The following is a 17054-nucleotide window of genomic DNA, read 5'->3' as shown; positions in this document are numbered from 1 at the left end:
AGGAATTCAATTTGCGCAGACGGGGCGCCTCACCCCCCCGGCCCCCTCTCCCAAAGGAGAGGGGGAGCCAGTCTTTTTATCGACTGGCTTCTCTATGATTTCATCAGGCTCCCCCTCTCCTTTGGGAGAGGGGGCCGGGGGGTGAGGCGCCCCGCCAAAACGACCTTACTCAAACAACCAATCAATCTCGCGGCCCGGCGCCACCGCGCTGCCCAGCCCGGCATTATAAGTTGGCACCGGCTGCGTGGCATCCACAAACCCCAGAATGAGGCAGGCTCCGCGGGCCAGATTCAGCGTGTGCGTACCGGCCTTAAAGGAGTAGGCATGCACGTTGACGGGCGGCAGGCCGGGGATGGCCAACGCATTCAAAATCTTGCTTTCGGCCTGGCCGTAATCGTTGGCGCTGGCGTCAATTTCCAGCGTGGGCACGGGCAGATAGCGCGGGCTTTTCTGGTTGAAGAAGCCAACCAGAACCTGCACGGGCTTTTTGGTGGAAAACCGGATTTCCGTGCCCTGCGCCACTTGCTGCGCCTTACTGAAACGGATTCCTTTGAGCCCCGCCAGCTCCGGCGCGAAGGCCGCGAGCCGCGCGGTGGTATCGGCAAAAATTGTTTGGCCGGCGGTTACGGTGTAGGTGCCCGCACTTTTGGTTAGCAGCGTTACGGGAGCGTTGCGTAAGGCCACCAGCTTGGCAGCGGGCGCGACCTTGGCCGTTTTTAATGAGTCGATGTTGTGCTGAAAATCGGCCAATTCCTTTTTGTACACCGGCAGCATCTCGGCCCAGGTCTTGTAGGTTCCATCCACACCGCGCATCGGGATTTTGCGCTGGGCGGTTTGCATACTGTTGGCGTAGAGGTAGGTATTCTTGGTGAGTTCGACCAGCTTCTGCCAGTGCGCCACGCTGCTTTGCAACAAAGGCACGGCAGCGGTCAGGTCCTGCACGTTGTGCGAGTACTTATACTTCAGCACTTGTAAGGCGGCCCGCGCTTTTTCGGCGTAGAAATTCGCCAGCGCATCCTGGCAGTATATGTCGTTTTTAACGCGGGCAAACTCGGCCTGATTCTGCTTGATGGCCGGCGCGGCGCGCTCGATGGCGGCCACGGCTTTTTTGCCGTGTTCCACCACCTCGTTGGCTATCTGCGGCGGGGTTTCGCCCACGTGCTTCCCCCCTTTCGCCTCCTTCTCCGCATACTCGATAATCATCTCGCCCTCCGGCGATTCCGACTCATAAAGCAGCGTAAACAAGCCGTAGCGCTTGGGGTCGATGAGCTGATTCATGAGCATGCCCAAGGTCAGCGTCTGCCGGTTGCCGTCGGTGATGCCGTAGCGGCGCAGCAGCTTGGGCTCGATTTCGCCGGCTTCTTCGTAGGCGGTGAGAATCTGCTGGCCGGCCTGCTCGTCGCAGCCGAACTGCGCGGCCAGCTTTTGGCTCCAGTGCGCGACTTCGGCCGGGCGGGGGCGGTTGGCGCGCCAGGCGTAGCGGGCCCACTCGGCGTACCACAGCCAGTCGCGGTCGACCTGCAGCTGGCGGCCGGCCACGTTGTCGGCGGTGTAGGGCCAGTCCCAGTACGACGACTCCGGGTAGAGGTGCAAGCCGTTGGCGCCGTAGATGTTGTGCATGGCCTGCACCGATTTCTGAATGAAATCGGCCGAGCCGTAGCGGAACGGCTCCAGGTTGGCCAGGATGTGCACGTTCTCGATGTGCACCGAGTTCATGCCGCTCAGTTTGCGGTGCAGTTCGGCCCAGGAGCCGCGCGGGGTGTAAGTCGTGAGCGCCTCGCCGTTGAATTTGGCCTCGGTGTAGAGGTTTTTGTAGAGCGGCAGCGCTTCGGTGATGACGCGGGGCGCGTCGGTGTCGTGGGCGCGCAGCACGATGGGCGGCTGCTCGGTGCTGCCCAGGGCCTTGAGGCCGTCCTGCACGCCGGGAATGATGGTTTTTGTGAACCAGTCCACGTCGTCCTGGCCGGCGCCTTCCATGGCCTCGCCCAGCGCCACCATCAGGCCCACGTGGGGATACTTCTCCACGAAAGCGGCGATGGACTTGCGCGTGTAATCGGCAATGAGCGGCACGATGGGCCGGGCGCGGTCCTGGGTTTTAATGTTGTAGTGCTCGGCGAAGGGCTTGGATACAATGATGTTGTAGAACATCTGAATCACCCAGATGCCGCGCTTGTCGGCCTCCTCGGTCAGGAAGCGGTACATCTCCTCGTTCTTTTTAAAAGTGGCGTCGTCCACTTCCACCGCAAACGGGTAGTCCTTGAGCCGCACCAGCGAGGCAAACGGGTGCCCGTTCCAGAGATAGAGCGAGTTGTACCGGTTGTCAACCATCATGTCGAGATACTTAATCCAGAGCTGCTTATCGTAGAGCCACGGAAACGTCTCGGGCGTGTAGGGGTACTCGTACACGTTGCGACCGGGCAGGTACGTGGGCTTTTGCACGCCGATGCAGGTGCCGCGCAGCACCATTTCGGGCTGGTCGGTGAGGTGCAGGTTGTCGCTGAGCTTGCCCTGGGTTTTGACTTGTTCGGCCAGCTCCAGGCAGCCGTAGAGGGCGCCGGAATTATCGGCTCCGCTGATGAGCAGATTGTCGTCTTTTGCCGACGAAATAGCGAATCCTTCCTTGCTGGGCGCTTTCTCGGTGGTGATGCGCAAGGCCGTGGCTGCCTGTTGTACCAGCGCGTCCTTGGCCTGGCCCACCACAATCAGGCCTTTGGCTTTGGGCAATTTATCGGCCTGCTGAATCTGCACCTGGTAGCCCGCGGTGCGCAGGGCAGCGGCCAGCCGTTCCGCGCCGTATTGCAGACGGGCGTGGGCGGTTTTGGGCAGCAGGATGGTGCGGGTTTGCGCAGTTGGGCGGACTGTAGAGACGCGACACTTTGCGTCTCGGCGTTCGCGCCGTCTGAGGGGAGTCCAGTTGTTGTTCAACGAGGAGACGCGAAGTGTCGCGTCTCTACGGCGTTCTGTTGGCTTCGGCGCGGCATCCGCAGCTACTTGAGCCACGCTCAGCAACAGGCCGGCTATTAAAAAGGCACCGCGAACAAGCGCATTCCAGCGGTTTCGATGCGCTGGTGCTTCGCGGAAGGAAGGAGCAAAATAGACGAATGGCATCAGGTCAAAATTATCGGGCACCCGAGCTGCTTCTGTGTACCATGTTCGCCGGCTCTTGTAGCATGTTGCCATCGCCAAATCAGCCCTGACACAATCGATAACTCTGCCGCGAAGGCAGCCTTTGCGACTGCAGAGGCAGGGCGCGGTGAGGTGTCACGAACGGCTGATTTGTGGGCTACAATCAGCATTGCCCTTGCTCAATCAAAGGCCTGCATAATAGCTAAAGCCTTCTTTTTGTTGTGCTGAACTGAACAATGCCCCTGCCTCATTTGCCACACGAACATTGGCAAGGAGCATAGGGGTGAGTATTTACTCAACACCCCTGGCTGCCTCTGTCGCCGTCTGGGGGGCATGCTAACATCCTACACAGGGTCGAGAAAATGGTATAGGTGCCGGCGGTTTTTACCCTGTTATTTCGCTTCATCTAAACTCCCCACCCCCGCTTATGAACAAACCAGTTGCTTCCCTCTGCGCCCTCGGCCTCTTCTTCTCGACGCAATTCGCGGCCCACGCCCAGTATCCGAAGATTCCGCAGGACGTGCAGAAGGCCAGCGAGGCCATGATGAAGGACGCCTACCGGCAGTCTGAAATTGCCTGGAACAAGGCCTACCCCATCATTCAGAAAGAGCAGCGCGAGGGCAAGCCCTACATTCCGTGGGCGGCCCGGCCCATCGATTTGCCGCAGGCCAGCATCCCGGCGTTTCCGGGCGCGGAGGGCGGCGGGGCCTACACCTACGGCGGGCGCGGCGGGCGCGTGATTGTGGTGACCAGCCTGGCCGACAGCGGCCCCGGCAGCCTGCGCGAGGCCTGCGAGCAGGGCGGCGCGCGCATCGTGGTGTTCAACGTGGCCGGCATCATCCGGCTGAAGACGCCGCTCATGATTCGGGCGCCCTACATCACCATTGAGGGCCAGAGTGCGCCCGGCGACGGCATCTGCGTGGCCGGCGAATCGGTGTGGCTGAACACGCACGACGTGCTGGTGCGCTTCATGCGCTTCCGCCGGGGCGAGACGAACGTGGGCCGGCGCGACGACTCCATCGGCGGCAACCCGATTGGCAACATCATGATTGACCACGTCTCGGCGAGCTGGGGGCTGGACGAGAACATGTCGATGTACCGCCACATGTACAACGACAGCACCGGCATTCCAGAGCAGAAATTGGGCACAGTGAACATCACCATCCAGAACTCCATCTTCTCGGAATCGCTCGATACCTGGAACCACGCCTTCGGCAGCACGCTGGGCGGCGAGAACTGCACCTTCATGCGCAACCTGTGGGCCGACAACGCGGGCCGCAATCCATCAATTGGCTGGAACGGTGTGTTCAACTTCGCCAACAACGTGATGTTCAACTGGGTGCACCGCTCCGTGGACGGCGGCGACTACCGCGCCCTCTACAACATCATCAACAACTACTACAAGCCCGGCCCCTCCACGCCGAAGGACACCAATATCGGCCACCGCATCCTGAAGCCCGAATCGGGCCGCAGCAAGCTGAAGTACCAGGTGTACGGCCGCGCCTACGTGGCCGGCAACATCGTGGAAGGCTTCCCCGACGTCACCAAGGACAACTGGAACGGCGGCGTGCAGGTGGAAGAGCAGCCCAACGCCGGCAAGTACCAGGCCGACATGAAGGTGAATAAACCCCTGCCGATGCCGGAAATCACCATCATTCCGGCTGAGAAAGCCTACGGCTACGTGCTCGACAACGCCGGCGCCACCCTGCCCAAGCGCGACCCCGTGGACACCCGCGTGGTGGAGCAGGTGCGCACCGGCAAAATCGACTACATCAAGAACGTGAAGCTGCCCACCACGCAGTTTGAGCACCGCCGCCTGCCCATTGATTCCTACAAGCAGGGCATCATCACCGACCCGATGCAGGTGGGCGGCTACCCCGACTACAAAGGCAAGCCCTACACCGACTCGGACAAGGACGGCATGCCCGACGACTACGAAAAAAAGAACGGCTTCGACCCCAAGAATGCCGCCGACGCGGCGGCCATCGCCAAAAACGGTTACGCCAACATTGAGAACTACCTCAACGGCCTGGTGGCGCTGAATACGGTGAAGCCCTAACCCATCTTATTGGCCTTCAGAACGTCATGCTGAGCGCAGTCGAAGCATCTCTACTGCAATACTAAAATGAATTGGTTGCGCGGTAGAGATGCTTCGACTGCGCTCAGCATGACGTTCTTCTTTCTTTGGTTTCCTGTCAAGCTGCTCTGAAAACGCCCATTTTCCTCTCTGTGCCCCACCCCACCCGCACCTTTTACCTCCTGCTCCTCTCCGGCTTACTAGCCGCCGGCCCAGCCGCCGCGCAGAAGCCCGCCAAGCCCGTGCCGCCGCCCGGCCCCATCGAGTACAAGGATGGCAAGCTGAGCTACGCGCCGGATTCACTGGGCAACCGGGTGCCGGACTTTTCCTACGCGGGCTACCGCGCGGGCGAGGCGACCATTCCGATGGCGGGTATCAAGGTGACGGTGCCGGTGAAGGCGGGCGATGCCACGGCGCGCATTCAGTCGGCGCTGGACTATGTGGCCGGCTTGCCGTTGGGCAAGGATGGGCTGCGCGGCGCGGTGCTGCTGGAACGCGGCACGTATGAGGTAGCCGGGCGGCTGTTTATTCGCGCCTCGGGCGTGGTGCTGCGCGGCTCCGGCATGGGCGAGGGCGGCACCGTGGTCATCGGCACGGGCGTGAGCCGCGACCACCTGCTGACCGTGGGCGGGCGCAACGACCGCAAGTTTGAAACCGCGCTGGCCACCACCGACAAGTATGTGCCGGTGAATGCGCGCACCATCAAAACTGCCAATGCCAGCACCTTCAAGGTGGGCGACCGGGTGCAGGTGCGGCGGCCCAGCACGGCCGCCTGGGTGCACCGGCTGGGCATGGAAACCTTCGGCGGCGGCCTGTCCTCGCTGGGCTGGAAACCCGGCCAGCGCGACCTCGCCTGGGACCGCCAAGTGGTGGCCGTGGATGCCAATGGTGTCACGCTGGATGCACCCATCACCACGGCCCTCGACCAAACCTACGGCGGCGGCACCGTAGCCCGCTACACCTGGCCGGGCTTGGTTTCGCAGGTGGGCGTAGAGAATCTGCGGTTGGAATCGACCTTCGACGCAGCCAATCCCAAAGATGAAAACCATCGCTGGGTAGCCATTGATATTGAAAATGCCCAAGACGCCTGGGTGCGGCAGGTGGCGTTCCGGCACTTCGCCGGCTCGGCCGTTTTAGCTCAATCAACCACCCGCCGCCTCACGGTGGAAGACTGTATTTCGACCGAGCCGGTGTCGGAAATAGGCAACGAGCGGCGCAATACGTTTTACACCTTGGGCTCGCAAACGCTGTTTCAGCGGCTCTACGCCGAGAATGGCTACCACGATTTTGCCCTGGGCTTCTGCGCGGCCGGCCCCAATGCCTTCGTGCAGTGCGAGGCCGAGCAGGCGCTGAGCTTCAGCGGCGGCGTGGATAGCTGGGCTTCGGGCGTGCTGTTCGACATCATCAAAGAATACGGCCAAGCCCTGCGCTTCGGCAACCGCGAGCAGGACGGGCAGGGAGCAGGATGGGCCGTGGCCAACAGCGTGTTCTGGCAATGCACCGCCGCCCGCGTCGACTGCTACCAGCCACCCACGGCCCAAAACTGGGCATTTGGCACCTGGGCGCAGTTCGGCGGCAATGGCTTCTGGGACCAATCCAACGAAAACATCAACCCGCGCAGCCTCTACTACGCCCAGCTACAGGAGCGACTGGGCGACGGTGTTAAAGCTCGCGCCATCATACTCCCCGTGCCCACCGAGGCCAGCAGCAGCCCCAAAGTGGCCGTGGCCCAGGAGCTCACGCGCCTCTCGATGAACCCCGCGCCTACCGTACTGGAACTGGTGAAAGCGGCGCCCACGCGTCAGCCCATTGCCATCCAAAACTCGGCGCCGAGCATCGACAAGCTGAAGGTAAAAACGGCCCCGGCGCCCACCTACGCAGCCCCACTGCACGTGGCGCAGGGCGTGCTGGTGCGCGGCAACGCCTTGGTGCTGGGCCGCCGCCAGGAGGTGCCGTGGTGGAACGGCAGCGCCCGCCCCTACGGTCTGCTCAATCCCAAGCCGCACATCACGCGCTTCGTGCCGGGCCAGATTGGCCGCGGGCTGACCGATGACTTGGCGGAGCTGACCGACTCGATGCGGGCCCAAAACGTGGTGGCCCTGCATCACAACTACGGCCTGTGGTACGAGCGCCGGCGCGACGACCACGAGCGCATCAAGCGCATGGATGGTGAGGTGTGGGCGCCTTTCTACGAGTTGCCCTTCGCCCGCAGCGGCAAGGATTTGGCCTGGGATGGCCTCAGCCGCTACGACCTCACCAAGTACAACGCCTGGTACTGGAGCCGCCTGCACCAATTCGCCGACCTGGCCGACCAGAAGGGCCTCGTGCTGCTCAACCAGCACTATTTCCAGCACAACATCATCGAGGCCGGCGCGCATTACGCCGATTTCCCCTGGCGCCCGGTGAACAACGTGAACAACACCGGCTTCCCGGAGCCCGCGCCCTACGCCGGCGACAAGCGCATCTTCATGGCCGAGCAGTTTTACGACGTGACCGATGCCACGCGCCGGCCGCTACACCGCGCCTACATCCGCCAGTGCCTCAACAATTTCAAAGGTCAGACCGGCGTCATTCACCTCATCGGAGCCGAATTTACCGGGCCGCTCACCTTCGTGCAGTTCTGGCTCGATACCATCAAGGAGTGGGAAACCGAAACCGGCCAGCACCCCACCATCGCCCTGAGCACCACCAAGGAAGTGCAGGACGCCATCCTAGCCGACGCGGCCCGGGCGAAAGTGGTCGACGTCATCGACATCAACTACTGGCACTACCAGTTCAACGGCCAGGCCTACGCGCCGGCTGGCGGCCAGAACCTAGCCCCGCGCCAGCACGCCCGCCTCACCCCGCCCAAGCGCAGTTCCTTCGAGCAGGTGTATCGGGCCGTGCGCGAGTACCGCCAGCAATTCCCCGACAAAGCCGTGCTCTACTCGGCCGATGGCTACGACGCCTTTGGTTGGGCGGTGCTGCTGGCGGGCGGCTCCATGGCCAGCCTGCCCCGCGTGGCCGATGCCGGTTTTGCCACGGCCATTTCGGAAATGAAGCCAATAGAGCTGCCCGGCAAGCCTGCAGACCAATGGGCGATGAGCGACGGCAAAACCGGGCTGCTGCTGTACCGGGAGGGCCAGTCGCCGGCGCAGGTCGATTTATCGGGGATGAGCGGCACGTTTGCCGTGCGTCGCATCAATCCGAGAACCGGGCAGCTCGCGGGCGCGACGGAAACGGTGAAAGGTGGGAAAACGGTGACGTTGAGTGGCGCGGCGACGGGCGCGGAGGTTATTTGGATTCGGAAGAAATGAGGACAATAGAACCGTGTAGAGACGCGACACTTCGCGTCTCCTCGTTGAACAATCGGAACTGCTCGGCCAGCATGATTCGAGCGTCATCGTTTGACCATCGTCGTTCAACGGCGAGACGCGAAGTGTCGCGTCTCTACATCGTGCTGGCCATTCTCCTGTCAATCCCTGCCCACGCCACCATTACCATCCCGCGCATTCTCGGGCATGATATGGTGCTGCAGTGCGATAAGCCCGTGCCCATCTGGGGCACGGCCGCGCCGGGCGAAGCGGTGACGGTGCAGTTTGCCGGCCAGAAATTCAGTACCAAAGCCGATGCCGCCGGCAAGTGGCAGGTGGTGCTTAAGCCACTGAAAGCTTCGGCAGCGCCGGCGGAGCTGGTCATCAGCGGCAGCAATACCATCCGGCTGCGCAACATTCTGGTAGGTGAAGTCTGGGTGTGTTCGGGCCAGTCAAACATGGAATACACCATGCGCAAAAACAGCAAGGTGACGCGCCCCGACCTGCCCGGCCCCAACCCGGTGGATGAGCTGAATGTGGCCCACAACCCTGCCATCCGCATTTTCTTAGTCAACCGCAAGACCCTGCCCAAGCCCGACACTCTACACCACGACTGGGCCGTGGCTCAGGATTCGGCTCTGCGGTCGTTCTCGGCTGCCGCCTATTTCTTTGCCAAAGAGTTGAACAAGCGCCTCAATGTGCCGGTGGGCATGGTGGCCACGTCGGTGCCCGGCAGCCGCATCGAACCTTGGATTTCGGAAGCCGCTTTTGCCCAAGACCCGGCTTTTGCCGGCAAGAAAGTGGACGGTGACCCAGGCAAATTCTGGGAACCGATGGTGAAGCCGCTGGCGCCGCTGGCGGCGCGCGGCTTCCTCTGGTACCAGGGCGAGAGCAACTGCTTTCTGGCCGAAACCACGACGTACACGCAGAAAATGCGCACGCTCATCAATAGCTGGCGCGCGGCCTGGGGCGACCCCAAAATGCCGTTTTACTACGTATCGCTGGCCCCGTTCAAGTACTCCGACACCCACGACAAAGTGGTGCTCACGCGCGAAACCCTGCCGCTGTTCCGCGAGGCGCAAGCGGCGGTGCTGCAGGTGCCGCACACCGGCATGATTGAAACCACCGATTTGGCTAATACCGAAGGCGGCATTCATCCCGGCTTCAAGTGGGAAATCGGGCGGCGGCTGGCGTTGCTGGCGCTGGCGAATACCTATAAAACGCCCGGCGTAGTGGCCGAAGGCCCGGTTTTCCGCAGCCTGAAAGTAAAGGGTGCGGTGGCCACCGTCTCGTTTGCGTCGGCCGCGCCGCTCATCAGCAAAGACGGCCAGGCGCTGACGGACTTCACCATTGCCGGGACCGACGGCGTGTTTGTGCCCGCACAGGCCCGCATCCTGGGTACGCAGGTGCTGGTGTCGGCGCTGGGCGTGCCGCACCCCACGGCCGTGCGCTTTGGCTGGGACGAAGTGGCGCAGCCCAACCTGTTTTCGGAGGCGGGATTGCCGGCCCGGCCGTTTCGCACCGACCATACGGGGCGCCTCACCCCCTGACCCCCTCTCCTCGGCGAGAGGGGGCACTGGAAATGCCCCCGCAATTCTTTCTGATAATAGACCATCGAACCGTCCTCAAGAACCGGTGCCCCCTCTCCCCGAGGAGAGGGGGTCAGGGGGTGAGGCGAACGCCAGGACAACATGAGCCACCTTCTTTCCCGCCGCGACTTCCTCTCCACCAGCGCCTTGCTCACCGCTGGCCTGCTCCTGCCCGGCTGGGCCATTGCCCTTGCTCACACCAAAAAGAAGCTGACCTACAAAGTGGCGGTGGTGGATTTGATGATTCTGAAACGGCAGAAGCTGGGGTCCCTGCAGCTCACCAAGGACATCGGGGCCGACGGCGTGGAAATTGACATGGGCGGCCTAGGCCAGCGCGAAACCTTCGATAACCAGCTCGCCAAGCCCGAAACCCGCCAGCAGTTCATCGACAAGGCCCGGGAGCTGAACCTGGAAATATGCTCGCTGGCCATGACCGGTTTTTACGCCCAGTCCTTCGCCACGCGCCCCACCTACCAGCGCATGATTCAGGACTGCCTCGACACCATGAAGGCGCTGAACGTGAAGGTGGCTTTTCTGCCGCTGGGTACGCAGGGTGACTTGCGCAAGAACCCCGAGCTGCGCCCGGCCATTGTGGAGCGGCTGAAAGTGGTGGGCGAAATGGCGAAGAAAGCGGGCGTTATCGTCGGCATCGAAACCGCGCTGGATGCCAAAGGCGAAGTGGCTTTGCTGAAAGAAATCGGCTCGAAAAACATCCAGATTTATTTCAATTTCTCGAACCCGCTCAAGGAAGGCCGCGACCTGCACGAGGAACTCAAGATTTTGGGCCGCAAGCGCATCTGCCAGATGCACGCCACCGACGAGGACGGCGTGTGGCTGCAAAACAACACCCGCCTCGATATGAAAAAGGTGAAGCAAACCCTGGCCGACATGGGCTGGGAAGGCTGGTTGGTGATTGAACGCTCGCGCGATGCCGCCGACCCGCGGAATGTGAAGAAGAATTTCGGGGCGAACGCAGCCTATCTGAAGTCGATTTTTCAGAGCTAAACACCTAACGGGCGCCTCACCCCCAGCTCCGGTTCGATTGAAGCGCGAAGCCTCAGAGAGAGAATCCTGACGATTTACGCCAGAAGCCGAACCGGTGCCCCCTCTCCCAAAGGAGAGGGGGTCAGGGGGTGAGGCGTTACGCCAGAACAACACACCGCATGGAACGCATCACCGCCACCTACTACATCGAAACCCCCTTCGACCCGGCCGCTGCCGCCGCCGTGCTGGCGGGCGAACAGTCCTCCGGCACCTTCGTGGCCGTGCCGGGCGAAACGGCCGAGCTCAAGCAGCGCTTCGCCGCCCGCGTGGAATCGGTAGAGATGCTGGAAACGGTTCGGGAGCCGGCCATTCCGGGGGCCACGAGCAGCAGCGGGCTGTATCATCGGGCGCGGGTGCGGGTGTCGTGGTCGGTGGAAAACTTTGGGTACAACCTGCCGCTGCTGGTGTCCACGCTGCAAGGGAATCTGTACGAAATCCGGCAGTTCACGGGATTGAAGCTGATGGACATTGACGTGCCGGCTTCGTACGCGCAGCACTTTGCTGGGCCGGCGTTTGGCGTGGCGGGCTGCCGGGCGCTGACGGGCGTGCAGGGCCGGCCGCTCATCGGCACCATCATCAAGCCCAGCATCGGCCTCACGCCGGAGCAAACGGCCGGGCTGGTGCACACGCTGGCCGAGGCGGGCATCGACTTCGTGAAAGACGACGAGCTGCAGATGGCCGCGGCCAACTCCCCTTTCGAGGCGCGCGTCGATGCCGTGATGGCCGTCATCAACCGCCACGCCGACCGCACCGGCAAGAAGGTGATGTACGCCTTTAACATCAGCGGCGAAATCGACGACATGCTGCGCCGCTACGAGTACGTGGTGCGCGCCGGCGGCACCTGCGCCATGGTGAGCCTCAACAGCGTGGGCCTGGCGGGCACCCGCAAAATCTGCGACCAGCGCGCGTTGGCTATTCACGGGCACCGCAACGGCTGGGGCATGCTCACGCGGCACCCGCTGCTGGGCATCGACTTTCGGGCCTACCAGAAGCTGTGGCGGCTGGCCGGCGTCGACCAGCTGCACGTCAACGGCATTCAGAACAAGTTCTGGGAATCCGACGACAGCGTGGTAGCGTCCATCGAAGCCTGCCAGGCGCCGCTGCTGGGCGGCTACCCGGTGCTGCCGGTGGTGTCGTCGGGCCAGTGGGGCGGGCAGGCGTTCGAAACCTACCGCCGCACCCGCACCACCGATTTGCTCTACATGGCCGGCGGCGGCATCCTGGCCCACCCCATGGGGCCGGCGGCCGGCGTGCAGGCGCTGCAACAAGCCTGGCAGGGCGCGGTAGACGGCCGCAGCCTGGCCGAAACCGCCACGCAGCACCCGGAATTCGCGGCAGCCGTGCAAAAATTCGGCGGCCAATGAACTCGCAGCTTCTCCTTGCCTACTACGGCGACGACTTCACCGGCAGTACCGACGCACTCGAATTCCTGAGCCGGGCCGGGGCGCGCACGGCCTTGTTCATCGAGCCGCCCACGGCCGACCAGCTCGCCGTTTATCCTCATCTGGATGCCATCGGCGTGGCCGGCCTCACCCGCGCCATGCCGCCGGAGGCCATGCAGGCCGTATTGGAGCCGGCTTTTACGCAGTTGCGGGCGCTACGGCCACGGCACGTGCATTATAAAGTGTGCTCCACGTTTGATTCCTCGCCTACCATTGGCAGCATTGGACGGGCCATCGAAGTAGGGCGTAAAATATTTCCCAATGCCTTCGTGCCGCTATTGGTAGCTGCGCCGCTGCTGGGCCGCTACTGCGCCTTCGGCAACTTGTTTGCGCGGCTGGGCATCGGCAGCGCCGGCGGCATCTTCCGCCTCGACCGCCACCCGTCGATGAGCCGCCACCCCACCACGCCCGCCGACGAAAGCGACCTGCGCCTGCACCTCGCCCGCCAAACCACGTTCAAAACCGGCCTGCTCGACCTGCTGCAAATTGCCCGGCCGCTGGCCGAAATGCAGCAAGCAATAGCCGCCCAGGTGCAGCACGGCGCGGAAATCATTCTTTTCGACGCGCTTTACGACGAGCAGCTACCGGGCATCGGCGCGGCCATCGATAGCTGCGCCACCGAAACAGCACCGCTTTTTTCGGTGGGCTCTTCGGGAGTTGAAATGGCCCTGGGGCAATTCTGGGCCGCAAACAACACCTTAACTCCCGTAACGGAATGGCCCGCACCCGGCCGCGCCGCGCCCCTGCTGGTGGTGTCGGGTAGCTGCTCGCCGGTCACGGCCGGGCAGATTGCTTGGGCTAAGGCCAACGGCTTTGCGGAAGTCGTGCTCGATGCGCCTGAGCTGGCGGCGGGCGCTGGTTTGCCGGATACATCGGAGCCCTTTCAGCAGCAAGTTATTGACTATCTTCGGCAAGGGCGCAGCGTCGTCGTTCATACCAACGGCGGAGCGGGCAGCCCAACGCCAAGCCTTTCCGCCGAAGTCCTCGGCACGGCCCTGGGCCTCATGGCCCGCGAAGCCGTGCGGCAAACGGGTGTGCGCCGCGTGGTGGTAGCCGGCGGCGACACCTCCAGCTACGCCGCCCGCGCCATGGGCATCGAGGCAGTAGAAATGATAGCGCCGCTGTACCCCGGCGCGCCGCTGTGCCGCGCCGCCGCGCCCAGCTCACCCTTGCACGGCGTCGAAGTCAATTTTAAAGGCGGCCAGGTGGGCGCGCCGGAATATTTCGGCGTGCTGCTCGAAGGCCGCATGCCTACCTGAATGAGTATCGAACGTCGTGCCGAGCGCAGCCGAAGCAGCTCTACTGCATCGGCTGGCTCGCCTCTCCCCGGGGAGAGGGGCCGGGGGTAAGGCGCCACGCCAGCCCGCCCACGAAGCGGCAGAGCTGCTTCGGCTGCGCTCAGAACGCCCGTTTTTCTATCTTCTGTAACACCTTTCACCCCACCATGCCTCCCAAAACCCTCGCCCTCATCCACACCTCCGCCACGCTGGTGCCCGTGTTTCAGCAACTGTGCGCCGAGCACCTGCCCGGCGTGCAAACCTTCAACATCGTCGACGACAGCCTGGTGCGCACCATCAACCGCGAGGGCGTGCTGACGCCCGCCGTGGCCCGCCGCGTGGTGGGCTACGTGAATTCGGCCGAAGCCGGCGGGGCCGACTATGTGCTGGTCACCTGCTCGTCCATCGGCGCGGCCGTGGAGCAGGCCGCCGGCCTCAGCGGCGTCCCCGTGCTGCGCGTCGACCAGCCCATGGCCGACGAAGCCGTGCGCACCGGCCGGCGCATTGGCGTCATCGCCACGCTGCCCACCACCCTCGGCCCCACTGCTGACCTGGTGCAACGCCGGGCCGCCCGGGCCGGCAAGCCAATTGAGTTAACGTCTGTGCTCTGCGAAGGCGCTTTCGAAGCGCTGATGAGCGGCGACGGCGCCCGCCACGACGCCATCGTGGCCGCTGCGCTGCGGGAGCTGGTTACCCAGGTCGACGTGGTGCTTTTGGCCCAGGCTTCCATGGCCCGGGTGGTCGAGGCCTTGGATGCGGCCGACCGCAGGGTGCCCATTCTGGCCAGTCCCGGCATTGCCATCCGGCACCTGGCCGCTGCGCTGGCGTAACGTCCGGCCTTTCGCTCATTCACCTTTTCTGCGGCCTTCTGATGCATCGTTTTTTTCAGCTTTGTTTGGTTTTCAGCGGCCTTGCCGGGGCGGCGCTGCTGGCGGGCGTGGTTCTGCAAAACGCGGCCATCTGGCAGCCGGCCGCAGTGGCGGCGGCAGTGGGCTTGGCAGTAGGCTTCAAAGCGGTGCCGGCCTTGCGCAGCTATCAGTACACGGCGTGGATAGTGGCGGCCGTGGTGGCCGCCATGATGTACCCAGACGCGTTCAAGCAGTGGGGCGGAGTTGATTTGCGGAATAAATGGCTGATTCTGCTTGTGGTGCAGCTGGTCATGTTCGGCATGGGCATTCAAATGAGTATTCGCGACTTCACGGGGCTGGGCAGCACGGGCAAGGGCGTGCTCATCGGCCTGCTGTGCCACTTCTCGGTGATGCCGCTCATGGGCCTGCTCCTCACCCGGATGTTCCACTTCGAGCCCGAAATTGCGGCCGGCATCATCCTCATCGGCTCCTGCTCCAGCGGCCTGGCCTCGAACGTGATGGTGTACCTGGCCCGGGCCAACATGGTGCTCTCGGTGGTGGTGACGGCCATGGCCACGCTGGCGGCCCCATTTCTCACGCCCCTGTTGTTAAAGCTGCTGGCCGGCACCCTCATCGAGGTGAAGTTTGTGAACATGATGATGGAAATCATCAAAATCGTGCTGGTGCCCATCATGGCCGCGCTCTTGCACGACTACCTCAAAACGGCCCCGGCTTCGGCCCGGCGCGCGGTGGGCCTGCTGGCTGGCGCCGGCGCGCTGTGGCTGGGGGCGCTGCCATTGGGCTTGTGGGCGTTGCTGGCCAACGCCCTGCCCACCCCCGAGCTTCTGCAGGCGCTGGAAATATTCAGCTTCCTTGTGGCGGCGCTGGTGGTGGGCGTGCTCTACCACCAGCTGGCCAGCGCCTTGCAAAGCCTCGACAGCGCAATGCCTTACCTATCCATGTTCGGCATCATCTATTTTACGGCCGTGACCACGGCCGCGGGGCACGACAACCTGCTGCGGGTGGGCTTTTTGCTGTTCTTGGCGTCGGTGCTGCACAACGCGGCGGGGTATTTCTTCGGCTACTGGCTGGGGCGGCTGTTTGGGCTCGACAAGAACTCGGCGCGCACGGTGGCCTTTGAGGTGGGGCTGCAAAACGGCGGCATGGCCTCCGGGCTGGCGGGCAGCATGGGCAAGCTGGGCACCGTGGGCCTGCCCGCCGCCGTGTTCAGCCCGTGGATGAACATTTCGGGCTCCATTCTGGCCAATTACTGGCGCAAGCGGCCGGTAGCCGCGCCCGAGGCCTCCCCCGAAACGCTATATAGAGTGGCGCATGTGCCCGAGGCCTAAGCCGCTTCGATGGGCAATTATACTATATGGCACTAAAATTCCGGGAACGATTGCGTGGCTTTTTCCACCCAATTCGGCACTTTGTGGGGCATGGTTAGGAAGAGGAATTTGGCCTCTGAAATGGCCTTTTTGCCAGCAGAAATACCCTTTCTGCAACTGGGTTTTGGTTGGCTTAATCAAAACTTCATACTCATGATAACATCGTACAATAAGTTAGTTGAAACTTACAGAATTGGCCTAAAAAACACAGATAACTTGCTACCATTCTAGCACTATCTGTGAAACATGAATAATTCAATGCGGGCCCTGTTTTTAACAGGTCTCTTTGCTGCAACCGCCCTCGTGCAAGCATCGGCCCAAGCGCCGGCGCCCGCCGAATCGAAAGAGGCCGCCTACACGCGGACCATCACGGAGCGGGCAGCCAAAATAGTGGCCAAAATTGACGGCCTGAAGGCCAAGGATTCGGTGCAGGTGCGCGACCTCATCGCCGACCAGTACCGCCAGCTCAACGACATCTACGAGCAGCAGAAAACCCGCAAGGCCGCCCTCAAGGCCCAGCCCGCCACCGACGCCACCAAAGCCGAGCTGGCCAAAGTGGACGCCGACACCGAAGCCGCCCTGGCCAAGCTGCACCCGCAGTACCTCAAAAAGCTCAGCCGCCGCCTCACCCCGTCACAGGTGGAGCAGGTGAAGGACGGCATGACCTACGGCGTGCTGCCCATCACGATGACGGCCTACAACGACATGCTGCCCAACCTCACGGCCGAGCAAAAGGCCCAGATGCTGGCCTGGCTCACCGAAGCCCGCGAGCACGCCATGGACGGCGGCACCTCGGAGCAGAAACACGCTTGGTTCGGCAAGTACAAAGGCCGCATCAACAACTACCTCTCGGCTGCTGGCATCGACATGAACCAGGCCGGCAAAGACTGGCAGGCCCGCATCGCGGCCCGCAAAGCCGCCGGCGGCGCTCAATAAGCTTTCTCACCTTTTTCTCAGTTTAACCCACCAA

The 17054-nt window shown here is 62.9% G+C and carries 10 protein-coding genes; 9 read left to right on the top strand and 1 reads right to left on the bottom strand.

Annotated features, from left to right (window positions below):
* Nucleotides 1-165: 165 nt before the first annotated feature.
* The gene (locus IC234_RS08205) at nt 166-2925 is read right to left on the bottom strand and encodes an alpha-d-galacturonidase (protein ID WP_223827537.1); all 2760 of its coding nucleotides are present in this window, start codon (nt 2923-2925) and stop codon (nt 166-168) included.
* Nucleotides 2926-3553: 628 nt separating this feature from the next.
* Here IC234_RS08205 and IC234_RS08200 point away from each other — a divergent pair.
* From IC234_RS08200 to IC234_RS08160, 9 genes are all read left to right on the top strand, one after another.
* A complete protein-coding gene (locus tag IC234_RS08200) occupies nt 3554-5185 on the top strand; it encodes a pectate lyase family protein (RefSeq protein ID WP_190923357.1) in 1632 nt (543 codons plus the stop codon).
* A gap of 170 nt (nt 5186-5355) precedes the next feature.
* Nucleotides 5356-8499, top strand: coding sequence for a DUF6298 domain-containing protein (locus IC234_RS08195; RefSeq protein WP_190923356.1), 3144 nt, complete (start codon nt 5356-5358; stop codon nt 8497-8499).
* Between the two features lie 71 nt (nt 8500-8570).
* Entirely contained in the window at nt 8571-10046 is a 1476-nt protein-coding gene (locus IC234_RS08190; RefSeq protein WP_223827536.1) for a sialate O-acetylesterase, read from the top strand.
* A gap of 141 nt (nt 10047-10187) precedes the next feature.
* On the top strand, nt 10188-11090 hold the full coding sequence (locus IC234_RS08185) for a TIM barrel protein (RefSeq protein WP_190923355.1): 903 nt from the start codon (nt 10188-10190) through the stop codon (nt 11088-11090).
* Nucleotides 11091-11248: 158 nt separating this feature from the next.
* On the top strand, nt 11249-12493 hold the full coding sequence (locus IC234_RS08180; RefSeq protein WP_190923354.1) for a ribulose-bisphosphate carboxylase large subunit family protein: 1245 nt from the start codon (nt 11249-11251) through the stop codon (nt 12491-12493).
* Nucleotides 12490-13830 (top strand): four-carbon acid sugar kinase family protein, encoded by a 1341-nt coding sequence (locus IC234_RS08175; protein ID WP_190923353.1) that lies wholly within the window; start codon nt 12490-12492, stop codon nt 13828-13830. The genes IC234_RS08180 and IC234_RS08175 overlap by 4 nt, the downstream gene beginning before the upstream one ends.
* Nucleotides 13831-14015: 185 nt before the next feature.
* Nucleotides 14016-14678 carry an aspartate/glutamate racemase family protein gene (locus IC234_RS08170; protein WP_190923352.1) on the top strand — a complete coding sequence of 221 codons (663 nt, stop codon included), beginning with the start codon at nt 14016-14018 and terminating at the stop codon, nt 14676-14678.
* A 41-nt stretch (nt 14679-14719) separates the two neighbouring features.
* Nucleotides 14720-16045: a bile acid:sodium symporter family protein gene (locus IC234_RS08165; RefSeq protein WP_190923351.1), complete on the top strand. Its 1326-nt coding sequence runs from the start codon at nt 14720-14722 to the stop codon at nt 16043-16045.
* 342 nt (nt 16046-16387) lie between these two features.
* Nucleotides 16388-17020, top strand: a complete 633-nt coding sequence (locus IC234_RS08160) for a DUF3826 domain-containing protein (RefSeq protein WP_190923350.1) — start codon at nt 16388-16390, stop codon at nt 17018-17020.
* Nucleotides 17021-17054 lie beyond the last annotated feature (34 nt).

Origin of the sequence: Hymenobacter armeniacus, from assembly GCF_014699055.1 — a bacterium.
GTDB classification, from domain to species: Bacteria; Bacteroidota; Bacteroidia; order Cytophagales; family Hymenobacteraceae; genus Hymenobacter; species Hymenobacter armeniacus.
The sequence above is the reverse complement of the archived record's forward strand: the minus strand, read 5'-3'. Positions and strand labels throughout refer to the sequence as shown.